Source organism: methane-oxidizing endosymbiont of Gigantopelta aegis, assembly GCF_016097405.1.
Taxonomy (GTDB): Bacteria; Pseudomonadota; Gammaproteobacteria; order Methylococcales; family Methylomonadaceae; genus Methylomarinum.
The window spans coordinates 540,031-565,663 of record NZ_JAEHGD010000001.1; the positions used below are offsets into that span (position 1 = coordinate 540,031).

The following is a 25,633-nucleotide window of genomic DNA, read 5'->3' on the forward strand; positions in this document are numbered from 1 at the left end:
TGATACCCGGCAAAGCTAATGCAAAAGCCCAACTGGAGTTCCTTGAGAAATATCAACAACTAAAGGAAGACAAGCAGCCCGAAGACTTGATATTGTTCATGGATGGTGTTCATCCACAACATAATCCTGTAATGGCTTGTGGTTGGATTAAGCGTGGTGTGGAATTCACGATTCAGAGTAATACCGGGCGTCAACGTCTCAATGTCAACGGTGCAGTCAATATCGATTCTCTGGATACTGTCTGCCGCTTCTATGACACCATCAATGGCGAGGCAACGATTGATCTTTGTAAGGCGATTGAAGAACGTTACCCGAAGGCTGGGACTATTTACATCATTTGCGATAATGCACGCTACTACCGATCAAAGGCTGTCAGACAATTTCTTGAAATGTCGCGAATTGAATTAGTGTTTTTACCGCCGTATGCGCCGAATCTTAATTTGATTGAACGGTACTGGCGATATTTCAAGAAAGAAATCTTATATGACCAGTATTATGAAACATTCAAAGAATTCAAAATAGCCTGCGAGACATTCTTTTCTGAGCCAGAAAAGCATGTCGACAATTTGCGCTCACTTTTAACTGAGAATTTTCAAATTATCGGTGCATGATGGTTTGCTCTATTTTCATGTGCGGAGAGTATATGTCAATACGCTCCGGGAAACGGTTGCCTGCAAATCAAAACGGTATTATCAGCCCGTGCTGGACATGGTGCCGGGGAGCAGTGTCAGGTGGACCCTGGGGAGCTTCGGGGCGTGTTGATTAATGGCGTGGAAACCACGGTTTACTTTGTGGTGTTTGTGTTGTCCTTTTCCCGGTTGATGCATGTCAGTGTGTCGGACAAACCGATTGATACGGAGCGCTTTATCCAGATGCATGATGCGGCGTTTCGTTATTTCGGCGGTGTAACAGCCGAATGTGTCTATGATCAGACCAAGTTAGTGGTGATTGAAGAGCTGTACCGGGAATTGACGGTGAATGCGCGCTTTAATGAATATGCCACGCACGCGGGGTTCAGAATACACGCTTGTGAAGGCTATGACCCGGAAAGCAAAGGTAAGGTCGAGGCGGGCGTGAAATATGTCAAAACAATGCCCTGTACGGCGAGGTATTTGCAGACTGGGCAGAGCTTGAATCCTATCTGGCCGACTGGCTGGACAACACAGCCAATCAGCGGGTGCATGCGACGACCGGCAACGTGCCACAAGTGTATTATGATCAGCACGAACGTGCACAGATGAAACCCTATCTGTCTCCGGCAATGGTGCAGGCCGATGAGGCATTGATGACCCGCAAGGTGGACAAGACCGGGCTGATTTCCTATCAGTCCAACAAATACTCCGTCCCCATGGCCTATCAGCAAGCCACCGTGGGCATCCGTGTTGAGGGGGAATACCTGATTATCATGGACCTGGAAAAGGACAAAGAAATCGCCCGGCATCCTTTGACCACAGGCCACGGCAACATCAGCAAAAACAACCATCATTACCGCGACCCAGCGCAGCGGATTGAACAGTTAGAGCAAGCACTGCGGGCGCTTGTCGGGCAAGCTCAGGCCGATACCTTGGCCGCGCTTCTCAAGCAAAGCGAACCCAAAATCTATAAAGACCAACTGGCCGGCGTCATTCAGGAAATCAAAAACATCAACCGGTGACAGCGGCACTGCTGGACAAACTCTGCCAAAGACCCAGGCTCAGCGCCACCCAGGTTCGAGACTTCCTGGACGCCTATCAGGCGCATCCGGAACGCCTGACCCCGGCCGATGCGGTGCCAGTTCATGCCCCAGAAGGTCAACTGGATGCCTACCGTGCCCTGATCACCCAGGAGGTCAGCCATGTGTCTCATTGAACAGGTTAACCGGCAGTGTCAGCATTTAAAGCTCAGTAGCCTGACCACCGCCTTGCCGGAACTGCTGCAACAGGCCGAAACCAATGAACTGTCCTATCTCCAGTATACCGACCTACTGTTAGGGCATGAAGTCAAAACCCGCAATGACAAGCGCCTGAGTGCCAATCGAAGAAAGGCCGGCTTCCCGATCGAAAAACACCTGGAAAGCTTTGATTACCGGCATCAGACCACCATCACCAAACGCCAGGTCAATCAACTGCTGGACTTTGACTTTATCGACAATCGCCACAACCTGATCTTTATCGGGCCGCCGGGTGTCGGTAAAACCCACCTGTCTATCGGTATTAGCCTCAAAGCCATTGATGCCGGCTACAAGGTCTTGTTTGTCAATGCCTTATCACTGGTCGAAACCCTGGAAGTGGCCGAACTTAAAGGCGAGCTGAAAAAGAAAATCAGCAGCCTTTGTAAATTTGATCTGCTCATTATTGATGAACTGGGCTACCTGCCCATGAACAAACAGGGTAACTACAACCTGTTCCAGCTGATCAATGCCCTCTACGAATACCGCTCAATCATCCTGACCACCAATAAGGATTTCACTGCCTGGGGTGAGTTCTTCGTGGATGAAAATGTGGCTGTACCCATTATTGACCGGCTGATTCATCATTCAAAAATATTCATGTTAGGAGGGGAAAGCTATCGTTTAAAACAGAAAACCAACACATAATTTTTTTGATCCAAGGGGGTCAAAATTATTGTCCGAAAGGGGGTCAATTATTTTGGCCATTGACACAACAATAAGCCCATACTCGTACTCGACACCAAACATAACTTGAAAAATGTATAGAAAAGGTATATATACTAAATATGTACCAGTTTGAGTTCGATGAGCAAAAAAGCAAGTCTAACCTTGAAAAGCATGGTATAGATTTTGTTACAGCTCAAGGCCTTTGGAATGATTCTGACCTTGTAAGAGTAAAAGCAAAATCATCTACCGAGCTGCGCTATCTTGTAATCGCGCGCTTAGCGGGCAAACACTGGTCTGCTGTTATTACTTATCGAGGCCAGGCCATCAGAATTATTTCTGTGCGTCGTTCACGCAAATCTGAGGTACAGATCTATGAAAGCTAAAGATTTTGATAAAAAATTTGATGCAGATAAAGAAGACATTATAGATGATCTTGATTTATCTACATTGGAGCGCCCCAACCAAAAGCAAAAAAGGGTTAATGTAGATTTTCCAGCATGGGTAATTGAGTCACTAGACAAAGAGGCTAGTCGTATTGGTGTTACTCGCCAGTCAATAATTAAACTTTGGCTTGTCGAGAGGCTTGAAGAAAAAGCTGCTAATAAATAGCTCCAGCTGACAGGCCAAAGCGGCGTTAACTTTAAAAAAGCAACAACGCAAAAAACAACGAAACAACGGGGTCAGGTCTTTGATTTATGATTTTCTAGCTTTGAAACGAACTAAAAAAAAGAGCTATAAAATAAAATTGCTACTCAGCGCACCTAAAGAATGAAAAAACTTGCACCTCCCCTTCCCCCCTCTATCAGGGTAATTGTCGTCTAATGGATTTCACAATTGTTAGGGGAGATGGCAAATCCTGTGAACGATTACATGAATTTGCCGTGACTCGCTACCAAATATCGCTTGCAAAAAGGATAAAAAAGTTACATATCTGATGTTATGCGGTTTGGTGTTTTAACACTATATTGTAATACAAGGCAAACGCATCTGAATCGGAATTCTACACTCATAAAGCTATATAACTCATTAAATCAATAAGTTAAAAACATATAGACTTTTCCCCGTAACATCAGTGAAATAATTTACATTAATAGTCTTAGGTGCTTTTTAAAACGGAATATCATCATCAAACCCACCATCATCATAAGCTGCAGCGGGTGGTGTGTTGGGCGATTGGGCTTGTGATTGTTGTGGTGCCGGGGCAGATTGAGGGGCGTTAGCAGATTGTGTACCATTGTCAAAACTGGCTGTTCCCCCGCTCCGGTTGCCTAACATCTGCATTTCTTCAGCAATAATCTCAGTGCTATATCTATCCTGACCGGATTGATCTTGCCATTTACGTGTTTGGATGCGCCCTTCCACATAAACCTGACTGCCTTTACGTAAATATTCGCCTGCTATTTCGGCCAGCCGATTAAAGAAGACGACGCGATGCCATTCAGTTTGGTCTTTACGCTCACCTGTCTGTTTGTCTTTCCAGCGCCTGGTGGTCGCTAGTCTGATGGTTGTGACGGCACCGCCGCTAGGCATATAACGTACTTCAGGGTCTGCACCCAAATTGCCGATAAGCATGACTTTGTTTAACATGTTTACTCCATATCAGATAATGGCGTCGCCGCGTGGCTTGCCGGGTTGTTTTGTTCCCTCGCCCATTCAGTTAAAAACTGATTGATCGCTTCGGGGTTAAATTTTGAATGATCAATTTTTAAATAGGCCGTATTTTCTTCAAAATGCAGCCTGACTTCTTCTATACCGGATATTTTTAGCAATCTTCGAGAAAATTCTTGCGCCTGCCAGGCCTCTACCCCTTGTAATGGCAATAACATATTGGCTAAATAACGGGGTGGCTGCATAAACAAAGCGATAATCGCCCAACTCGCAGCCATTGCAGCGGCAAACCAGAATACGGAAAGCATGCCATATTCGCCATACAACCAGCCGCCGACCACGCCGCCAGTAAATGCACCTAAAAACTGACTGCTGGAATAAGCGCCCATCGCCGTGCCTTTCTGATCACCCGGTACGGTTTTTGAAATCAACGAGGGCAGTGTCGCTTCCAGCAAATTAAAGCCGGCAAAAAACAACCATAAGCCAGCCAGCAGCGCTGCTTTGTGCTGTGCGTAGAGTCCCAGCATAACATTCGCCAGCATGATGGCGATAATCGCGCCGACAAAGACTTTTTTCATTTGTCGTTTTTTTTCGGCCAGAATAATGAACGGTACAATAGCCAATAACGAGGTTATCATAATCGGCAAATACACCATCCAGTGTTGCGCCGGAAAAATTCCCGCATCTCTTAGCAATAAAGGCACAATGACAAAACTGGCAGTCAAAATTAAATGCAGGACAAAAATACCATAATCCAACCGCAACAATTCCGGATTACTGAGTACTTTGGAAAACTGGGATAAATTGGCCTCGGCGTCACGATGAACGATGATTTTTTCTGGATTGGGTACGATAAAAACAATCACTAAAATCGCTAACAAAGCCAGGGCGGCTGTCAACCAGAAAATACCGCTTATCCCAAAATGGGCGGCCACGATGGGACCGGTTGTAATCGCTACGCCAAATGCAATACCAATGCTAGCGCCAATGGTCGCCATAGCCTTGGTGCGGTGGACTTCCTGGGTCAGGTCAGCCAGCAGGGCCATGATGGCGGCGGCGATAGCACCACTCCCCTGCAACGCTCGACCGGCAATGATGCCATAAATATTCGTCGATAGCGCCGCCAATACACTGCCGGCCGAGAATAATAACAGACCGGCAACAATGACTTTTTTGCGGCCGATTTTGTCAGACAGTAAGCCAAAAGGGATTTGTAACAAGGCCTGAGTCAAGCCATAAATACTAATGGCAAGTCCGATTAACAACGGGGTTGAATGCGGCAGACTTTCGGTAAATAACGACAAAACTGGCAAAATCATAAACAAACCCAGCATTCTGAAGGCATAAATGCTGGCCAATGAAAAGGTTGCCCGCTTTTCCATGGCAGTCATTGGGCTGGTTATATCCTGTAACTGGCTCAATTCTAACCTCTCGTCTTAAATTAAATTCGGCATTATAACATCAGCCTCTAAAATACTTCCCGCTTTGTATTTGACTGGACTGAACAGGCTGAACAATCGTATATTATCCGGCTCTTTAAATGATTATCTTCGGTCAATGGATAGCATCAGTATTCGGGGCGCCCGCACCCACAATCTTAAAAATATCGACCTGGATTTACCGCGTGACAAGTTGATTGTTATCACCGGCCTGTCAGGTTCTGGCAAGTCGTCTTTAGCGTTTGACACCATCTATGCTGAGGGACAACGGCGCTATGTGGAATCATTATCGGCTTATGCTCGCCAGTTTTTGTCGATGATGGAAAAACCCGATGTCGATCATATTGAAGGCTTGTCACCAGCGATTTCGATCGAGCAAAAATCCACTTCGCACAATCCACGATCGACGGTCGGTACGATCACCGAAATTTATGATTATCTGCGCTTACTCTATGCTCGCGCCGGCATCCCGCGTTGCCCAAAACACGGTATTTCACTGGAGGCGCAAACGGTTAGCCAAATGGTGGACCAGGTATTGGCACAAACACCGGGCGAACGCTGGATGTTATTAGCACCGGTGGTCACTGCGCGCAAGGGCGAACATATTCAATTACTGGAGGATTTGCGCGCCCAAGGCTTTATCCGAGCGCGTATTGATGGTGAAATCGTTGATCTGGATGAGGCACCCGCGCTGGATTTACGCAAGAAACACACCATCGAGGTCATCGTCGACCGCTTCAAAATCCGCCCTGACATTGCCTTGCGTCTGTCGGAATCGTTTGAAACCGCGTTAAGAATCGCTGATAGCATCGCCATTGCGGCATGCATGGATGACAACCGGGAAATTGTATTTTCAGAGCGTTATGCCTGTTCTCAATGCGGTTACAGCATCAGTGAACTGGAACCACGCATTTTTTCGTTCAACAATCCTAAAGGCGCTTGTCCGAGTTGTGATGGTTTAGGGGTAAGACAGCATTTTGACCCTGAACTGGTTATTCATAATCCTAATATCAGCCTGGCCGGCGGCGCCATTCGGGGATGGGATCGGCGCAACGCCTATTATTATCAGCTCATCTGTGCCCTAGCGGCGCATTACGGCTTTGATCCGGAAATGCCCTTTTCAGACATTCCAAAATCCATTCAATCGGTAATTTTATATGGCAGTGGCAAGGAGAAAATCTGTTTTCGTTATACCGATAGCACGGGTAAACAGACCGAGCGTCAACATCCGTTTGAAGGTATTATTGTCAATATGGAGCGGCGCTATCATGAAACCGATTCACAAATGGTGCGAGAGGAGCTGGCTAAATATCTGACCCAGCAACCCTGCTCTGAATGCCAGGGCGCACGAATCAACATGGCGGCTCGGCATGTTTTTATCGCCGACAAACCGATTCATCATTTAACCGCAATGGCGATTAAAGATTCATTACGTTTCTTTCAAGATCTCGATCTGCCGGGTCATCGTGGCGAAGTAGCGGCTAAAATTAACAAAGAAATCCGTGAGCGGCTTGAATTTCTGGTCAATGTCGGGCTGGATTATCTGACGCTAGACCGCAGCGCCGACACCCTATCCGGCGGCGAAGCACAACGAATTCGCCTGGCCAGTCAGATCGGCGCCGGCCTGGTCGGTGTGATGTATGTTTTGGACGAACCTTCCATCGGTCTACATCAACGCGACAACCAGCGTTTATTAAATACTTTATTCCGTTTACGCGACCTCGGTAACACCGTAATCGTGGTCGAACATGATGAAGACGCCATTCGCGCTGCCGATTATGTGGTAGATATTGGCCCGGGTGCAGGCGTTCATGGTGGCGAAATTATCGCACAAGGCACGCCGAAAGACATCATGCGTCATCCTACTTCGCTGACCGGACGCTATTTATCCGGCGTTCATGAAATCAGCGTGCCCGAATCGGTAACACCGAACAACCCGGACAAACAATTAACGCTAATTAATGCCCATGGCAATAATCTAAAAAATGTGACAGTGTCCTTCCCCGTCGGTTTATTAACTTGCGTTACCGGTGTATCCGGTTCAGGAAAATCGACCCTGGTCAATGACACTTTGTACCGGTTGGCCGCCCGCCGAATCAATAAGGCATCACATATCCCGGCTCCCTGTGAGGATATCAAGGGCTTAGAGTTTTTCGATAAAGTGGTCGACATCAATCAAAGTCCGATTGGCAGAACCCCCCGTTCAAACCCTGCAACCTATACCGGTATTTTCACCCCGATCCGGGAATTGTTTGCCGCCACCCCTGAAGCTCGTTCCCGTGGCTATACGCCCGGTCGTTTCAGCTTTAATGTTAAAGGCGGCCGCTGCGAGGCTTGCAAAGGTGACGGTGTAATCAAGGTCGAAATGCATTTTTTGCCCGATATATTTGTGCCTTGCGATGTCTGCCACGGCAAGCGTTATAACAGGGAAACACTGGAAATCCGCTACAAAGGCAAAACCATTCACGATGTACTGGACATGACGGTGGAAGATGCGGCCGAATTTTTCAGCGCCATTCCGGTATTGCATCGCAAACTGCAAACGCTTGTCGATGTAGGCTTGAGTTACATCACGCTGGGACAAAATGCGATTACATTGTCAGGAGGAGAAGCGCAGCGGGTTAAACTGGCTAAGGAACTCTCTAAGCGTGATACAGGAAAAACGCTCTATATTCTGGATGAACCCACAACGGGGCTACATTTTCATGATATCAAACAATTATTGCTCGTCTTGCATACCTTACGTGATCATGGCAACACAGTGATCATTATTGAGCATAATCTGGATGTGATTAAAACGGCTGACTGGCTGATCGATATCGGCCCGGAAGGTGGCAGCGGCGGCGGCACCGTGGTTGCCGAAGGCACGCCGCAACAAATTGCCAATCAGCCGGACTCTTATACCGGCCAGTACCTTAAACGCTTTCTGACGGACTAATGCGTATGGCTATGATCATGCGCATGTCCGTGACCTGAACTGGGCGTAGGCGCTACAGAACCTGCAGGATGGTTGTGTTGCTGAAACAAGGTTTCATTCAAAGCGCGCGCAGCTTGAACAGAAACGCCATATTTATAGACCATCAACCCGCCTAAATCGGCGGTGAATATCAATACAATATTCAAGATTATGGCTAATAGCAAATAAAATACATTGGCTGCGCCTTCAATCAGCCCGCGTTTGAGCAATCGCCACAACGCCAGAAAAGCGGCAAGACTGAGCACAGTTAAGGCCAAGGTTTCGTGACGCTCCATAACCTCATGGACATTGCCACCATGGGCGACAGATTCTTCGGCGGCCAATCCTGCGGCAACGGTAAAACCCGCCATAATCACACCGAGATATAAAAACCAACTGGCCGCCTTACGCCATTCAGGCTTTTTAAGCACACTACCCAGAATGTCGATGGCGGCAAATCCTGTCAACAATGCGATGGGAAAATGGACAAACAACGGGTGAATATTTTCCATCGCAGCAATACCCGGCATCAACGTTGCAAATATCTCTGTCGGTGATTTTTCAGACAAGGCAACCAAAAAAATCAAAAACTGCTCAACGGTACTGGCGACACCGCCACTGTGGCCTGCTCCACCATGAACTTCAGGCATCCAGAAATTGATTATTTCAAACATATTTTTTCCAGGTGTGTTAAATAAGGCGCTCATCATACCACCTGCGACTAATTTCTTAAAAACTTACCCCAGCCCACTATTTTTAATTTCGTCAACGGCGTCAATAATCGGTTTCCATTGTTTGACGGCCTTGAAATATTTCCCTTGTGCAACCGTTTTTTCTAAATCAGCCAGCAACAAAACCAATTTATGCAGCTTGTATTTCATGGCAATCGCTTTAAATTGTTGTGTAGCATGCTCTATTTCCGCCATATCCTGGCTTGCCAGTGCTTTTTCAATTTGATTTATCAATGCTTCGATCTGTGCAAGCAGAGCGGTGTTGTCATGAGTCGAAACCGGCTCTACTGTCGATAGCGAGTGTTGAGTCATTTGCTCTATGGTATTCTGCGTTTTATTATCGATTATCGGTGTTAATAACCAGTGTTCAACCTTTTTCAACAGCTGTACTCTTGAAAAAGGCTTACTTAAAAAATCATTCATGCCTGCCTTAAGGCAGGCTTTTTGATTTCCAGTAAACGCATCGGCGGTCAATGCAATAATAGGAACCCGTTTGTTTTTCTTATCTTGGCGAATGCGCTGTGTTGCAGTCAATCCATCCATTACCGGCATATGACAATCCATTAAAACGAGCGAATAATCGTTGTTTTTAAATAATGCAACAGCCTGCTGCCCATTCGTAGCAATTTCCACAGACAATCCAGCCTGTATTAAAATATTTTTCGTCATCTGTCTGTTAATTTCATTGTCTTCGACCAATAACACAGGCTTCAAGCCGGTATGATGTGCGAAGGAAATTTCACCTAACTCTGTCGTAATCAGGCTATCAATATTTTCTACCAGACTTAAATGATCGTCTTTTAAATGCAAACATGGCAATTCTGGCCTGTTATGATTGATTTCAATCAATTCAGGTGTCATTACCCAACACACACAAGTGACTTTTTGAGTGGCTGTTTCGTTATGGCGCAACCAAAAATCCAGTTCATCGCGATCCTGAGCAGACAAAAGCAGTAATGCATAACGCAAGGCTTTTTCCGGCTGTTTTTGTAATAACTGTCGCTGTTCTTTATTCAATACCTCAACCGAATAGCCTAAGTCGTGTAACCGTATTTCCATAATCTCGGCATCATGGCTGTCGCTCAGTCCGATTAGTGGTATTCGTAAACTCGATAAGTGTTCGTTCTGGGTTGGTAAAATCAATGGTATCTGGCATGTGAATGTTGTCCCTTGTCCGGGATGACTGTTTACTACAATATCCCCTCCTAACAATTCAACCATTCTCTGACTTATGGCCAAACCTAACCCCGTCCCACCAAATTCACGGGTCGTTGAAGAATCTGCTTGCGTAAAAGGCTCAAACAAGTGCGGTAATTTATCGCTGGCAATCCCTATACCACTATCAGATACCGAAAATTTAAGCTGACATAATTCAGCTTGTTTTTGTTCACATCTAATATCTAGTTTCACAAACCCCTGATCGGTAAACTTAATCGCATTACTTAACAGGTTAAACAAAATCTGTTTTAGTTTTTGACAATCGCCATAAACATAACGCGGCACATCATCACTCATTGAGACGTCAAAGTGCACGGCTTTAAGTGTACAAACATGATAATGGTTTTGTTTTACGGCAATTAAAAGTGCATATAAATCAAACCAGCACGAATCCAGTTCCATTTTTCCAGCTTCAATCTTAGAAAAATCAAGAATATCATTAACTTGCATCAATAAAGCATTCGCTGACTGTTTGATGATTTGAATAAACTCCTGTTGTTTTGGATCCAGGTCGGTCGTTCTCATCAAGCCGGAAAAACCAATAATGGCATTAAGTGGAGTACGTATTTCGTGACTCATCATCGATAAAAAATCGGACTTAGCCAAATTCGCCTTTTGCGCATGCTCGGCTAATTCCATTGCCTTGTTTTTAGCATCAATCAAAGCCAAAGTCCGCTTTTCAACCATTTCTTCCAGAATTTCTTTCTGATGTAAAAGTTGATCATGCCAATAGGCTGTTTTCTCCAGCATACTGTTAAACGCTTTGCCTAAGCGCCCAATCTCATCATCGGTCTGACTGATTTCAGCGCGTTTATCAAAGCGTCCGGATGCGGCAACTTCTTCGCTAATGGACAGCAATTCCAGAATAGGTTCGACTAATTTTCGGCTGAATCTGTCCATAACCCAAAAAATAAACACCGAAGACAAAGACAAACCAATCAAAGCCAGTAATATCTGGTGACCTAACTGCTGATACACAGATTGCAAACTGACAACCAATATCAAATAGCCCTGGTTTTCATCATCTAGTACCAGCTGTTTGCACATATAAAGTTGTTGCAATGAAAATTCATAGTGTGGACATTGCTGAAGCTTCTCGTTGACGGCTAAGTCGATATTTTTTTTGTCGATAACCGCAATAGGCTTTTGACTGCCTTGTTTGAAAGCAGCGGCATAGACAATATCTTTCTGTATTTGCAGTGCATCAAGCGTTTTTCTGGCGACACGTTCATCATCAAAAATCAATGCGGGGATAATCGATTGCCCGGTGATTTCGGCCAATGCATTGACTTCATGTAAGAGGACGGCACGATTACTAAAAAAGGCATTAACCGCCAAAATACTACCAGCGACCAGCAACATGAATAAAATACACAGACTAAATAACAGTTTCAGTTTTCGGCGTATCGGAGCGGTTTTCAAATTAAACATAACAAACGCATGATTTCACAAGTGTTAAACGCGCGCTATTATTCAACAGTTTTTACATTCGGAAAAGGCGAGGTTACGATTTCAGCTAATTTTAAGATACGAGCATTGATGCTCAAGCCAGCTTGCTTTAAGGCGGAAAGATTGATCATTAACTTGGTTTTTTTGTTATACACTTCAAACGCCACCATGCCACCATTTTGAACAAACTCCCGCCCTTCTCCAACGGTTAAAATGGGTTGCTTTTTTATCTGATTTAGAACCTGCCGTAAAATATCCTGCTTCAAACCACTAATATAAAGCACATGGCACTGTTGTATTTTTCTTAACCGGGATAAATACCTTATCTGAATATTTCTTTTTCGCTTCGATTCTCTCTCTAACGCATAAAATGCGTCTCTGATGATATTGTCGCCGACAACACAGATTTGAATATTTTTTGAAATAGCCGGTAACACAAGCGGAGGCCAGCGGGTGAAGCGAGCGATATTGAACGTCAATAAGGCGAACACAGCCGGCTTATCCAAAACTTGAGCCGATACCCCGCCAATATTGCTAAAAAATAGCAACACAACCAGACAATAGTTAAGCTTTTGGGATGATTTAAGCATACATATGCAATGTCCTAAAATTGCCAACTAAATTTACCATATACCCCCCTGTCTATTTCGACCGGCTGTATAAATGCGGGATTAACATATTCCTGATGGTGGCTTTGTAATAAGTTCTGTCCAGTAACCGAAAGCTCAAAATCTTTTTGTATTCGCCAAGCCGCGCGAATATCAAGACTCATGTAATCTTTAATCGTCACCGGACGCCACACCCCAATCGCTATACTCCGGTCAACATATCGATACATGATATCCAGATCCACATCTTCGCGTAGCGATAAGGCACTACGGACAAAAAAACGATGTTGCGGACTTTGCCCTATTTCTTCTTTCGCTTCCTGGCTACTATAATCCATTTTTAACCAACTGTAATGCGCATCCCACCGCCACCAGGAAAATGGCTGCCAGACTGTTGCCAATTCAAGCCCATAACTGTGCACACTGTGCTCATTGACAAAAACCAAAGGTTGGACGATATAATTTGGCGCGTTTGATGGATCCAGCGCCAGAGGGCGAGCTGACCGCAAGCGGCTATAATCGTTATAAAAAGCGGTTAAATCAAATGAAAAATGCTTAATTGCCGTGGTTCGGTAGCCTATTTCATAACTTAAAACATGTTCAGATCCAAAATCCCTGTTGCCTTCAATACGAACCACTAGAGGAGGCAACCCATCGACATTAGTGCTGCCCGCCGTTAGACTAAGATCATGCTCTGCCCGACTAGGCGTTCTGACGGCACGAGAAATCGCTGCCCAAAGCCTGTGTTTGGAATGAAACGCCCATAATATACGGGCACTAGGCTGAACTTCAAAACCACTGTAATCATTATGCTCAAACTTACTACCCAAGGTCAGCCATAATTCATTCTCGATCAGGGTAATCTCATCCTGAACAAAACCACTAACTAATTGATCATTACGCTGGTCGGGATAAATTTGAGCAAACCCCGAATAAAAATTGAATTGGTCATGCCGAAAGCGATAATGTGCCCCCCAAACAATATCGTGCCAATCTAAAACGGAAAAACGATGCTGAAAATCAAGATCAATGGTATGCCGGTTTTCCAATCGTTGAATATTTTTTATCTGATAAAAATCATAATAAGCCTGAAATTGGTAACTCGAGGTCGGAGAAAAAATATGTTTTTGCCTAAACAGCACATTGCCACCAAAGCTATTGGCTTGGTCTTGCAAAGCCAGAATTTGCGGCTGCGTATTTTGGATAATAGGCAGAGCCATGTTATCACGCATCCAATTATAAAATGCATCCCCCTGAACCGTAACAGAATCCTGGTTTGTATAATCAGAATCTAAGCGAAACCCCGTCTGCATTTTTTGCCAGCTATCGCCTGCATCCTGGCCATTTTTCAAACTGTTTTCATCACGCACATCACCTTTAATATAGGCCCGGGCCGCAGTGGACTGATTAATCTTGCCTCCATAACGCAAGCTACCAAAACCTATTTGTTCTGTACCACCACCCGCGGTCAGTAATCCGCCTTGTGTTTTATCCGCTTGTTTCGTGATGATATTAATAACACCATTGACGGCATTCGCACCCCAAAGGGTTGCACCTGGCCCGCGAATAACTTCAATCCGTTCGATATCCGCCATCACCACATCCGTCTGCTCCCAATAGGTTCCCGAAAATGCACGCGTATAGAGATTGCGCCCATCAATCAGAACCAGGAGTTTATTGGACATACGATTATTAAACCCTCGGATTGAAACCGCCCATTGATGTGAGTTAATACGGGCAACATCAACCCCAGGAGCTAGTCTTAACGCCTCAGGGATTGAGCGTGCGCCAATGCGTCGAATATCATCCTGGCTAATGACAAAAATAGCGGCAGCGGCATCATTTAAAGACTGGGCTTTTTTAGATACGGTTGTCACTTCAACATTCAATAATTCTTCAACCGATAGTTCACTGGCCGGTTTTTCGTTGGCATAAACCGCACTCAAAAAGGCAGGAAACACAATCGCTACAGATAAGTTGAAGTTTATTTTTCTTTTCATTACAAGCTGATGAATAGTTATTCTATCTATTGGCGTTTTACATACCCCTTTTTCTGTAACGGCAATATGCAATACATCTATCTAACTCCAGTCTACCGAATTTAATCGTTTAATCAAATCGTCGGGCATCAGTGGGTAATTTATTGAACAAGGGGTGCTTTTCAATATGATAGTGCGGGGGATAAAAAACGCCGCCCAAATACAAGCCTTCGGCCGGTGCAGTCATGCCCGCCTGAGTACGATCCTTAACCGCCAGCAGATGATTTGTCCAGTCGACAGGCTGCTTTCCCTGTCCGATTTCCATCAGGCTGCCAGCAATATTACGCACCATATGATGCACAAAAGCATTGGCCGAAATATCCATAATCACCTGATCGCCCTGCCGATAAACATCGATAAAATAAACCTGTCGACAAGGACTGACCGACTGGCAACTGTGAGCTCGGAATGAGGAAAAATCATGTTCGCCAATCAAGGCTTGCGCGGCCTGATGCATTTTTTCAGCATCCAGGGGAAAATAGCACCAAGTGACCTGATTGCGGCGCAATGCCGATTTCACCTTACGATTTAAAATGATATAGCGATAAAAGCGGGCTATCGCACTGAAGCGGGCATGAAAATCACCCAGCGCCGGACGCGCCCATAAAATACGGACATCTCCCGGCAACTGGCTGTTGCCGCCCATGACCCAGGCCTGTAAATCACGCACGCTATCGGTATCAAAATGCACCACTTGTTCCAAGGCATGCACCCCCGTATCGGTGCGACCCGCACAAACAACGGTCACCGGATGATTGGCAATTTTAGCTAATGCGGCTTCCAGCACACACTGCACGGTGCGTTGCTCAGATTGGCGTTGCCAGCCATTAAAATCACTGCCGTCGTATTCAATTCCTAGAACAATCCTGGCCATAAGCTAATGAATAAACACTCTGTCACCGGTTTCAACAATATCGAATAATTGAATAATATCGGCATTTTTCATCCGGATGCAGCCATGTGATTGGGGTGATCCGTCAATAAAATGGTCGGGCGTGCCATGAATATAGATATAGCGCCAGGCAGAATCCTTGTTGCCATACCGATTTTTACCTGGCTCTAACCCCGACAACCATAAAATTCGCGATAAAATCCAGTCCCTGTCTGGAAATTTGCGAGCGACAGCGGCACTGTAAATTTCACCGGTAGGCCTGCGGCCAACAAAAACTGAATATTGCGGCTGTTCTGCACCAATTTTTGCCCGGATGACATGCCAACCTCTCGGCGTACACTCGCTGCCCATGCGCTCACCTAGGCCATTTTTTGCCGTGGAAACTGGAAAACTGACAATCAGTACACCATTATCAATTAAGCGCAGTCTCTGTTCAACTGCCGAGATGTCCAGATAGCGCATCAGTCTTTGACAAACAAGGCAATTGATTCGACATGTGCAGTCTGCGGAAACATATCCATTACACCGGCCTTAACCAGCCTATAGCCTAATTCATTGACTAGAATACCGGCGTCACGCGCGAGTGTAGATGGATTACAGGAAACATAAACAATCCGTTCCGGCTGCCAATAGTTGATATTGGGCAACACCTCAGATGCACCGGCACGGGAGGGGTCAAGCAAGATTTTATTGAAACCTTTTTTCGCCCAATCATAGTCACTGACATCTTTACTCAAATCAGCCACATGAAATTCGACATTATCGAGCTGATTTAAGCGGGCATTTTCACGCGCATGTTTCACCAGCGGCAAATCACCTTCCACACCGGTTACGAAACCGGCCTTTGTCGCTAATGGCAAGGTAAAATTACCCAGACCACAAAATAAATCCAGCACCGAATCAGTTTCATTTAATTCCAGCGCCTCGATCGCCCGTGTCACCATTTTGCGGTTAATGGCATAATTGACCTGGGTAAACATAGCGGGGCGAAATTTAAACCGAATACCTTGCTCAGGCAGTGCATAATCGGGCATGACTTCCGCCTCACCCGGCAAAGGCCGAATCGTGTCCGGACCCTTCGGTTGTAAACAAATAACAATATCATGATCACGTTCAAACTCGGCCATTATCGCAATATCATCCGGTGTTGGCGCTTCCAAAACACGAAAAGCCAGAACGCAGTCATTTTCACCAATGGCCACCTCAATCTGCGGAATTTTATCCTTGATGCTGAGTTTTCCAATCATGGCGGATAAATCCATCAACTTTTCGCCGACAATGGGGTGCATGACCTTACAGCTTTCGATTTCTGCCAAAAATGGATTTCGCCGTTCCCGAAATCCAACTAACACGCGCCCTTTCTTAGCCACATACTTCACACCCATACGGGCTTTGCGGCGATACCCCCAATGCGGCCCGGTCAAAGGTTCCCAGATTTGTGGGATATCGACTTTACCCAGCCTTGCGAACTGCTCCTCAAGCACATTCTGCTTGAACTGAATTTGCATCGCATCATCAACATGCTGAAAACTACAGCCCCCACAGACACCAAAATGCGGACATTTAGGGTCTACACGGTGTTCTGAAGTCGAAATCAGCTTATGCACCTTACCTTCGGCATAATCACGTCGACTATCCGTATAGACAAACTCCAGGGACTCACCCGGCAAGGCCTCATCAATAAACACGACTTTACCGTCAACATGCGCCACACCACGACCATCGTGCGATAACGATTCTATTGTGACGGTGACAGGCTGTTCGGGCAGCTTTTTCTTTTTAAAGCGACGACGTGCCATTATTTCTGCACCCACTGGCCGTTTGAGCGCTGATACCACCAACCTGAATGTGCATGACTGATCCAGCGTTTAGCAAAGGTCTGCTGAATCTGGCGCGTCCATTCCGGATGGCCGTTAGCATTGGCGATAGCTTGATAAAGCTGCTGGCGGTCACTGTTTTCCGCCGCCACCAGTTTATTGACACGGTTTCTCTGGCTTAGCGGCACCCCGGCACGGGTAATCAAATAACCATCGTTCTTAATACCGATCCAACCCTTATCATACGCCTGTTTCAGGCTTGAAAAGCGTTGCTGCATTCGGGCTTTAATACGACGAATATCCGGACTGTTAATATCCAGATTGGCTGCCGCATGCACCGGCTCAATCAAAAAATCAAGACCATAGCCCACCCAGACCAAGGCCTTGTTGTGCCAGTTTTCCGGTGCTGATCGTGATTGCGGTGATGTTTCTGGGCTTTGTTTTGTTTCCGGTCTATCGCCTTCTTGTTGAATCTCCTGAATAATCTGGTCGGCGACCTTTTCGGCAGCGGCAGCCGGAAAATAAATATTGATGGTGACGCAGGCAGTTAAAAACAAACCTGCGATAAAGCTTAGTGATTTCATAGCGTATCCGTTTTAAGTCAAAAAGAAGGGTATGCTTATTGCACCACAACCTCGTCTGTTGCGCTGATGCGTTTTAAGCGCTGAATCAACACATCCCAATCCAAGCGGGGATTATAGCCGATTACATCAATTCTGGGCAGACCGCCACCTTTGATCAGATAATAGCCGTTTTTCGCAGCCTCAACCCCCATCACCTGACAGACGCCATCATGTAAATAACAACCAAAGCCCAGCTTGTCATAATAAAAAGTATCAAAAAAGCGCAAAAATCCTCGGGAAATCACATCGGCCGCACCGCCGCCCCCGATACTGGCGATGTTTTCAACGGCTTTTTGGCTGATTCTATGCCGGGAATTATCGTCATCCGGCGTTCCGAACCAGGCATAAAAGGTTACAGGCTTCCAGTTTTCAAGATAAAGATCATGTACAAAGCCAGATAAGCGCCCTTCAATTTTACCGATCTGAAACTTTTGCGTAATTTGCCTTAAATCCAGATTTTCAAATTCAATATCAGTGTATAAACGTGGATAAAAACTGAACAGGCCAGAGGAAGAGAGTTTTTTGATGACAATTTCACCACCGAAGACCTGAATAGCCAACTGTCCATCCAAGCGCAAAGTTTTGTTTTGATAATGAACCGCAGGGATATAGCCACTAATCGTCCCGGACAACGGTGTTTTCCAGTCCAAGGCATCGCTCAATTTTTCCAGCGAAAGCTTATTCAAGCGACCTTCAAAAAACACATTTGTGTCATCGTTTTTTACGCCTTGAACGCTGAATTGTTTAATCGAAAATACACCATCTAGCATTTTCAAATCAGCAGGTTTAATTAACGCAACCTGTTTGTCAACCAGCTTAAAATCCAGTCGGCCAGCTTCGATCGGAATTTTTTTAATTTGTAACCGGCGCCACTCAAGAAAGGACGGCAAAACAGGTTCATTTTTTTGCCAATGCAACTGGCCTGTGATGTGTTGCCCCTGAATATGATTGCCAGGCTGCGCCAAATCAATCTGTTTTAAATCAATATGCACGGCCTGAGCCTGATTGTGATGTAGTGTTAAATCAGCTTCCAACTGTCCGGCCAGGCCTAAGTCAGAGGCTGCTGTGCCTTCAAGAAAGGGCTTTAGATACCATTGTGCTACCCGGTTTAAATCATCAATCGTCACATGCCATTGCATTCTCTGCTCGGAAGTAATCTGTCCCTGAAGGGTCAAAGCTTCGCCTTGCTGCCATAATAAATCGTTTATCACCCACTGTTTTCCCGCTACCCCATACTCACCCTGTAGCGACAGCATTAACGACTGTTGTGGCGAAAAGTCCAGATAAACCGGATCAAAAAATACCGCCCCGGCATCCAGCCGGGCTTGCCCGTGCCCATGCCAACTCGAATGCTTCCGCCGTGCCGAAAATTGTATTGCTACGGCCGTGTTGTCGGTCAGCAGTTTGTCATTTGCAACTTGAAGATTAAGCCGGCGTAATCTGCCGCTCAGTTGTATTTTCTTGATGCGCTGTTGAACACCGCTGATAACAACATTAAACGTCACTTTACCGGCTACAGAACGAATAGCAGGCTGTTTCAGTATTTTCTGTATTTTTTGTAATGCCAGGGCCTGACCTTTAATCACGGCTTTCCAACGCCATTGATTTTCCTGTACTTTGATATCGACTTCACCGCCAAACAGTTTTAAATGCCTAATATCCAGCACACCGCCTTGCTCATCGGCACGCAGAGAAAATTCAAATGCAGGCGATGCCAGGCGACTCGACGCAATGACGCCTGTTCGGTAGTGGGTTAAATCTGTGTTTATGCATGGATGTTTCTGCCAAATTCTACCTTATTTATTAACAAACCAATCACAATATCATGCATTTTTTCTAGCTTAGAGAAACAGATTGTTCGACGGGTCAATCGTTTGATCCATGTTCTAAAATTCAGGTTTTTCGTTCAATTTTTTGGGTATTTCTCTTCCCTATTTCATGTATCTCAGCATCAAGATGACGCTCATAAGCCCCCAGTCATCGGTGTAATAACGGCCAATATTTAAAGGGCTAAGTAACGCTTTTAATTCTTTGAAAACAATGTCCTTACGCTTGCCAAAAACATAAGCGAGTACCGTGTTGGTTTTATGATCAACAGCGTGCCATAGCCAGCGTTGATTGCTTTTATTGCCTACAAAAGACCACTGTTCATCCACTTCGGCCTCTTCACAGCAGACCTGCTCTAACCTGACCTCCAATGGTTTCCCTTGATCAAAGGTCTGAAAAAGAGGGTTCACCTGAACAAGACTGTTTTCTTTATTTTTTTTAAAGTGCGGGTCACTGTGTTTTTATTGATTTTAAGAACCCGTGCTGTGTCTCGAGTGCCACTACTATTGATAGCCATTTCGACAATTTTTTCTTGGATTCCAAATTCACAGGCTTTGTAACAATATTCCAACATGAAAGTGTTGGTTGGGCAGTCTGAAGTCTGGCAACGATATCGCTGTACACCACCATCGCTTCTGCCTGATTTCATCAGTTGAGTATTAGTACAGTTTGGGCAGGCGATTGCTTGATAATATTTCATGAGGGAATTATGCAATAAATCACTTTCTTATTCTACTGTTCCTAGCATAAATACAGATTTAACCCACTACCGCCTGTTCCATGACGGCATGCCATTACCCCTGGCTGCATCACAAAATCCTGACATTGAATAGTCAAGGCATGAATACCTTGAAATACGGCGGGCAAATGCAACATGCCCGCCTGCAAATTCAATTTTGGTGTTTCTGAGTTGAGCTGTGACAGCGAAAATTTAGCCTCTTCAATGCGCCATTGCCGTTGTTGAATTTTATCGACAGACAACGTGAAACGCTCAAACGCCCAAGCCGGTGTTTGATAAATCAACACGAGCAGAGCGATACGCACAATGATGTTCAGAGATTTATCCACCTTGCGTTGCGTCGTTACGACAAGGCAAATAGGCATACCCGCGTTAACCTAGCTTTGCCGTCAACAAACAATAAACCATTGATAAATATTGCATAAATAGTTTTATGGCACTACAACGGCAAGGCTGGGTTAAGAAAAAACTCCGGTTGAAAGATAACGATCGCCCCGGTCGCAAATAATGGCGACAATCAGCGCATTTTCGATCTCTTCGGCCAATTTTAATGCCGCACATACCGCACCACCTGAAGACACGCCGGCAAAAATACCTTCTTTTTCAGCCAGGGCACGGGTGGTTTGTTCGGCGGACTGCTGATCAACGTCAATAATACGATCCACCCGTTTGGCATCGAATATTTTAGGTAAATAGTCCTTAGGCCAACGCCGGATACCCGGAATTTTAGAAGCTCCTTCAGGCTGCACACCGATTACCTGTATAGCTGGGTTCTGTTCTTTCAGATAACGCGAGGTTCCCATGATGGTGCCGGTGGTACCCATGGCGCTGACAAAATGCGTGACTTGGCCCTGGGTATCGCGCCAGATTTCAGGTCCAGTGCCCTCATAATGCGCCCTGGGATTATCAGGATTGGAAAATTGATCCAGAATCCGGCCTTTTCCAGCCGCCTGCATTTCCCGCGCCAAATCAATGGCGCCTTCCATGCTTTTGGCGGCAGGGGTCAGGATAATTTCGGCGCCATACGCCTTCATCGAAGCAAGACGTTCGGTGCTCATATTATCCGGCATAATCAAGGTCATTTTATAGCCTTTGATGGCCGCAACCATCGCCAACGCAATACCGGTATTACCACTGGTCGCTTCGATCAGGCGATCGCCCGGTTTGATTTCACCCCGCAATTCAGCTTGTCTAATCATGCTCAAGGCTGGCCTGTCTTTAACCGAGCCGGCCGGGTTATTGCCTTCCAGCTTTACTAAAAGAGTATTGCCATTAGCCACCGCCAGCCGCTGTAATCGAACTAGAGGGGTATTGCCTACAAAGGCTTCAATGGTTGGAAAAGACATCATTCAACACTCGCTTCAGTGACACTTTCTGCCTTTTTACGATAGCTTTCGATCTGATCGAAGTTTAAATAACGATAGGTATCCTCTTTGCTGTCATCGAGGCTGTTCATATACTGCTGGTATTCTTCCGGTGTTGGAAGACGCCCTAACAGTGAACTAACGGCGGCCAGTTCGGCCGAAGCCAGATAAACATTCGCGCCATTGCCCAAACGATTCGGAAAATTACGTGTCGAGGTAGAAACGACGGTCGCATTGTCTGCCACCCGCGCCTGATTCCCCATACACAGCGAACAGCCTGGCATTTCAACCCGGGCACCCGCCTTACCGAAGATGCTGTAATAGCCTTCTTCGGTCAATTCGGCCTGATCCATCTTAGTTGGAGGCGCAATCCACAGACGCGTGGGCAAAGCCTCATTTTTCTGCGCCAGTAATTTGCCAGCGGCACGAAAATGACCAATATTGGTCATGCATGAGCCAATAAAGACTTCATCAATTTTTGTTCCAGCAACCTCTGATAACGGTTTGACATCATCAGGGTCATTCGGACAGGCTAGTAACGGCTCTTTGATTTCCGACATATTGATTTCGATGATTTCGCTGTATTCCGCATCGGCATCCGGCTCCAATAAAACCGGGTTTTGCAGCCATTGTTCCATCGCCTCGATACGCCGCTGTAGCGTTCGCGCGCTCTGGTAGCCTTCACCAATCATCCATTTCAGCAAGGTAATATTCGAGCGTAGATATTCAGCAATCGGTTCTTTATTCAAGCGGATAGTACAGCCCCCAGCCGAACGTTCTGCCGAAGCGTCAGATAATTCAAAGGCTTGTTCGACTTTCAGATCAGGCAAACCTTCGATTTCAAGAATCCGACCGGAGAATACATTCTTTTTGCCTTGTTTTTCCACCGTCAATAAGCCACGCTGAATCGCAGCATAAGGAATCGCATTGACCAGGTCACGCAGGGTAATACCCGGCTGCATTTCGCCAGTAAAACGCACCAACACCGATTCAGGCATATCCAATGGCATTACCCCCGTTGCCGCCGCAAACGCGACTAACCCTGAACCTGCTGGAAATGAAATGCCAATCGGAAAACGAGTATGTGAATCACCTCCGGTACCCACAGTATCTGGCAACAACATACGGTTTAACCAGGAATGGATAATGCCATCGCCGGGACGTAAGGAAACACCGCCGCGGTTAATGATAAATTCCGGTAAGGTATGCTGCATTTCCACATCCACAGGTTTTGGATACGCTGCGGTGTGGCAAAACGATTGCAACACCAAATCGGCTGAAAAACCGAGACAAGCCAGGTCTTTTAATTCGTCACGCGTCATCGGTCCTGTCGTATCTTGCGACCCTACGGTCGTCATATGTGGCTCGCAATAGGTTCCAGGACGAACACCTTCAACGCCACAGGCCTTGCCGACTATTTTTTGTGCCAGCGTATAGCCTTTGCCGCTATCTTCCTTGCTTTCAGGTCGGCGGAACACCTCAGATGGCCCAAGCCCTAATGCTTTGCGGGCGCGGTCGGTCAATCCCCTGCCGATAATCAGAGGAATACGGCCACCGGCACGGACTTCGTCCAGAATGACATCGGTTTTCAGTGTGAACGTTGTCAACACTTCATCGCTGTCATGACGCTTGATCACGCCCTCATAAGGATAAATGTCGATGACATCGCCCATCTGTAATTTGGAAACATCGCATTCAATTGGCAAGGCACCTGAATCTTCCATGGTATTGAAGAAAATGGGCGCGATTTTGCCACCGATACAAACGCCGCCGGCACGTTTGTTCGGAATATAGGGAATATCGTCGCCAATATGCCATAACACCGAGTTCGTCGCCGACTTACGTGAAGAACCGGTACCGACCACATCACCGACATAGGCCACAGGAAAGCCTTTCTCTTTTAAATCTTTGATTTGCTGCTCGGCATTGGTAATACCTTCACGCGGCATCTTCAGCATGGACTTGGCATGCAGCGGAATATCAGGCCGCGACCAGGCATCCTGCGCCGGTGATAAATCATCGGTATTGGTTTCGCCCGGGACTTTGAACACGGTCACAGTAAGTTTTTCAGGTACTTCAGGCTTGGCGGTGAACCACTCGGCATCGGCCCAAGATTGCAGTACCTGTTGAGCATATTGATTGCCTGCATCGGCCTTTTCCTTAACATCGTGGAAGGCGTCAAAAATCAGCAAGGTATGCGACAAAGCCTTCGCCGCAATCGGCGCCAGTTTTTCATCGTCAAGCAAATCAATCAATGGCGCAATATTAAAACCACCGAGCATCGTACCGAGTAATTCAGTGGCGCGTTCAGGACTTAAAATCGGTGACGTTGCCTCGCCCTTAGCAATTGCCGCTAAAAAACCCGCCTTAACATAAGCGGCATCATCCACACCAGCCGGCACCCGATTTTCCAGCAGATCCAATAGAAATTCTTCTTCACCGGCGGGCGGGTTTTTAATCAATTCGACCAGTTCCGCGACTTGTTTAGCATCCAAAGGTTTTGGCACAATGCCTTCGGCGGCCCGTTCTTCAACGTGTTTACGATATTCTTCTAACATATTCATCTGTACTGACCTTAACGTCTTGTTTCAACGTTGATAAAAAGCAAAACGCATTATCGCCGCCAACATCCCAGCGCCAATAATGCGTTTAAAACAATGTAAATAACCTGTTTCGTTAATCAAGCGCGTCGATAATCGCCTGTCCCATTTCGACCGTACCGCAACCGGAATCAGGATTCAAATCTGGTGTAACATGTTTTCCTTCGTTGATGACCTTCTCAATCGCCTTTTGCATTTTAATCGCGGCATCATTTTGCCCAAGATGCTTCAGCATCATGACGCCCGCCATCAAAACTGCGGTTGGATTGGCCAGGTTTTTACCGGCGATATCAGGTGCACTGCCATGTACGGCTTCAAACAAGGCAGCGTCCTCACCAATATTTGCGCCAGGAATCAGGCCGAGCCCACCGACCAAACCAGCCGTCAAATCCGATAAGATATCGCCAAACATATTGGTACAGACAATCACATCAAATTGAGAGGGGTCCATCACCATGTGCATACAACTGGCGTCAATTATTTTTTCATCAAACTGAATATCGGAATGTTTTTGCGCCACTTCCCGTGCTACTTCCAGAAACAGGCCCTGAGTAAATTTCAATATATTGGCTTTATGACAAACAGTGACTTTTTTACGGTTATTTTCGCGCGCAAATTGAAAAGCGTGTTCGACAATTCTTTCCGAGGCAGAACGGGTAACGACCGCCAGACTCTCGGCAATATCATGTTTACGGGTCAGAAAATGTTCCAAGCCACAATACAGACCTTCGGTATTTTCCCGTACCACGACAATATCAACATTTTCGAAGCGGGTTTTGACACCGGGCCAGCTTTTGGCTGGACGTACATTGGCATATAAATCATAGCGCTGCCTTAATTCAACATTGATACTTCTGAAACCACTGCCCACTTGAGTTGTTAAAGGGCCTTTGAATGCAACGCGTGTTTTCTCGATAGATTCTAAGGTCGCTTCCGGCAATGGCGTACCATATTTTTCAAATGCCCCCATGCCAGCTTCTGCTTCCTGCCACTGAATTTTTGCACCGGCCGCCTCAATCACACGTACCGCAACATCCATAATAGAAGGACCAATTCCATCACCTTTAATTAACGTGACGCTTTGCATTCAACTCTCCTGAAATAGTAAATAATAACGACTTATCATA

Annotated in this window: 23 protein-coding genes and 1 pseudogene; 8 read left to right on the plus strand and 16 right to left on the minus strand. The window is 46.0% G+C overall.

The features are described 5' to 3' along the window. Positions 1-32 precede the first annotated feature (32 nt). The 7 genes from JEU20_RS14950 to brnA all read left to right on the plus strand — a co-directional run bounded on the left by JEU20_RS14950 (position 33) and on the right by brnA (position 3,205). Complete coding sequence (locus tag JEU20_RS14950; protein ID WP_245395192.1) at positions 33-611, plus strand: IS630 family transposase; 579 nt, start codon at positions 33-35, stop codon at positions 609-611. 144 nt (positions 612-755) lie between these two features. Continuing rightward, a complete protein-coding gene (locus JEU20_RS02700) occupies positions 756-1,241 on the plus strand; it encodes a DDE-type integrase/transposase/recombinase (protein ID WP_245395075.1) in 486 nt (161 codons plus the stop codon). After that, positions 1,238-1,654, plus strand: coding sequence for a Mu transposase domain-containing protein (locus JEU20_RS02705; protein ID WP_198243557.1), 417 nt, complete (start codon positions 1,238-1,240; stop codon positions 1,652-1,654). Before JEU20_RS02700 ends, JEU20_RS02705 begins: the two co-directional genes overlap by 4 nt. After that, a complete protein-coding gene (locus JEU20_RS02710) occupies positions 1,651-1,848 on the plus strand; it encodes a hypothetical protein (protein ID WP_198243558.1) in 198 nt (65 codons plus the stop codon). Before JEU20_RS02705 ends, JEU20_RS02710 begins: the two co-directional genes overlap by 4 nt. Continuing rightward, positions 1,835-2,575, plus strand: coding sequence for an IS21-like element helper ATPase IstB (gene istB / locus JEU20_RS02715; protein ID WP_198243559.1), 741 nt, complete (start codon positions 1,835-1,837; stop codon positions 2,573-2,575). Before JEU20_RS02710 ends, istB begins: the two co-directional genes overlap by 14 nt. A 140-nt stretch (positions 2,576-2,715) precedes the next feature. Then, entirely contained in the window at positions 2,716-2,979 is a 264-nt protein-coding gene (locus JEU20_RS02720; RefSeq protein WP_198243560.1) for a BrnT family toxin, read from the plus strand. After that, the gene (gene brnA / locus JEU20_RS02725) at positions 2,969-3,205 is read left to right on the plus strand and encodes a type II toxin-antitoxin system BrnA family antitoxin (RefSeq protein ID WP_198243561.1); all 237 of its coding nucleotides are present in this window, start codon (positions 2,969-2,971) and stop codon (positions 3,203-3,205) included. The genes JEU20_RS02720 and brnA overlap by 11 nt, the downstream gene beginning before the upstream one ends. Positions 3,206-3,703: 498 nt before the next feature. Here brnA and ssb read toward each other — a convergent pair whose 3' ends face one another. Both ssb and JEU20_RS02735 read right to left on the minus strand, forming a co-directional pair. After that, positions 3,704-4,183: a single-stranded DNA-binding protein gene (gene ssb / locus JEU20_RS02730; protein ID WP_198243562.1), complete on the minus strand. Its 480-nt coding sequence runs from the start codon at positions 4,181-4,183 to the stop codon at positions 3,704-3,706. A 2-nt stretch (positions 4,184-4,185) separates the two neighbouring features. After that, positions 4,186-5,625, minus strand: coding sequence for an MFS transporter (locus JEU20_RS02735; RefSeq protein WP_245395076.1), 1,440 nt, complete (start codon positions 5,623-5,625; stop codon positions 4,186-4,188). Between the two features lie 136 nt (positions 5,626-5,761). Here JEU20_RS02735 and uvrA point away from each other — a divergent pair, with 136 nt between their 5' ends. Then, positions 5,762-8,581 carry an excinuclease ABC subunit UvrA gene (gene uvrA, locus JEU20_RS02740; RefSeq protein WP_198243563.1) on the plus strand — a complete coding sequence of 940 codons (2,820 nt, stop codon included), beginning with the start codon at positions 5,762-5,764 and terminating at the stop codon, positions 8,579-8,581. Here the strand turns inward: uvrA and JEU20_RS02745 are convergent. From JEU20_RS02745 to JEU20_RS02810, 14 genes and pseudogenes are all read right to left on the minus strand, one after another. Continuing rightward, positions 8,578-9,273, minus strand: a complete 696-nt coding sequence (locus JEU20_RS02745) for a DUF2231 domain-containing protein (RefSeq protein WP_198243564.1) — start codon at positions 9,271-9,273, stop codon at positions 8,578-8,580. The two genes, uvrA and JEU20_RS02745, sit on opposite strands and share 4 nt — an antisense overlap. A gap of 63 nt (positions 9,274-9,336) precedes the next feature. Beyond that, positions 9,337-11,970: an ATP-binding protein gene (locus JEU20_RS02750; protein WP_214657278.1), complete on the minus strand. Its 2,634-nt coding sequence runs from the start codon at positions 11,968-11,970 to the stop codon at positions 9,337-9,339. Positions 11,971-12,017: 47 nt separating this feature from the next. Further along, complete coding sequence (locus tag JEU20_RS02755; RefSeq protein ID WP_198243566.1) at positions 12,018-12,587, minus strand: YfiR family protein; 570 nt, start codon at positions 12,585-12,587, stop codon at positions 12,018-12,020. A 14-nt stretch (positions 12,588-12,601) separates the two neighbouring features. Then, on the minus strand, positions 12,602-14,605 hold the full coding sequence (locus JEU20_RS02760) for a TonB-dependent receptor plug domain-containing protein (RefSeq protein WP_198243567.1): 2,004 nt from the start codon (positions 14,603-14,605) through the stop codon (positions 12,602-12,604). Between the two features lie 109 nt (positions 14,606-14,714). Further along, entirely contained in the window at positions 14,715-15,518 is an 804-nt protein-coding gene (truA, locus tag JEU20_RS02765) for a tRNA pseudouridine(38-40) synthase TruA (RefSeq protein WP_198243568.1), read from the minus strand. Between the two features lie 3 nt (positions 15,519-15,521). Then, positions 15,522-15,998, minus strand: a complete 477-nt coding sequence (locus JEU20_RS02770; RefSeq protein ID WP_198243569.1) for a L,D-transpeptidase — start codon at positions 15,996-15,998, stop codon at positions 15,522-15,524. Further along, on the minus strand, positions 15,998-17,335 hold the full coding sequence (rlmD, locus tag JEU20_RS02775) for a 23S rRNA (uracil(1939)-C(5))-methyltransferase RlmD (protein WP_198243570.1): 1,338 nt from the start codon (positions 17,333-17,335) through the stop codon (positions 15,998-16,000). The genes JEU20_RS02770 and rlmD overlap by 1 nt, the downstream gene beginning before the upstream one ends. Then, positions 17,335-17,937, minus strand: a complete 603-nt coding sequence (locus tag JEU20_RS02780) for a YdbL family probable chaperone protein (protein WP_198243571.1) — start codon at positions 17,935-17,937, stop codon at positions 17,335-17,337. Before JEU20_RS02780 ends, rlmD begins: the two co-directional genes overlap by 1 nt. A gap of 35 nt (positions 17,938-17,972) precedes the next feature. Next, the gene (locus tag JEU20_RS02785) at positions 17,973-19,643 is read right to left on the minus strand and encodes an AsmA family protein (RefSeq protein WP_198243572.1); all 1,671 of its coding nucleotides are present in this window, start codon (positions 19,641-19,643) and stop codon (positions 17,973-17,975) included. A 98-nt stretch (positions 19,644-19,741) separates the two neighbouring features. Then, positions 19,742-20,503: pseudogene (locus JEU20_RS15455) on the minus strand (IS1 family transposase). Positions 20,504-20,544: 41 nt separating this feature from the next. Then, the gene (locus JEU20_RS02795) at positions 20,545-20,871 is read right to left on the minus strand and encodes a hypothetical protein (protein ID WP_198243573.1); all 327 of its coding nucleotides are present in this window, start codon (positions 20,869-20,871) and stop codon (positions 20,545-20,547) included. A gap of 129 nt (positions 20,872-21,000) precedes the next feature. Next, positions 21,001-21,888: a cysteine synthase CysM gene (cysM, locus tag JEU20_RS02800; RefSeq protein WP_198245814.1), complete on the minus strand. Its 888-nt coding sequence runs from the start codon at positions 21,886-21,888 to the stop codon at positions 21,001-21,003. Next, positions 21,888-24,464 (minus strand): bifunctional aconitate hydratase 2/2-methylisocitrate dehydratase, encoded by a 2,577-nt coding sequence (gene acnB, locus JEU20_RS02805; protein ID WP_198245816.1) that lies wholly within the window; start codon positions 24,462-24,464, stop codon positions 21,888-21,890. Before acnB ends, cysM begins: the two co-directional genes overlap by 1 nt. Positions 24,465-24,582: 118 nt before the next feature. Then, on the minus strand, positions 24,583-25,593 hold the full coding sequence (locus JEU20_RS02810) for an isocitrate/isopropylmalate dehydrogenase family protein (protein ID WP_198243574.1): 1,011 nt from the start codon (positions 25,591-25,593) through the stop codon (positions 24,583-24,585). Positions 25,594-25,633: the final 40 nt, after the last annotated feature.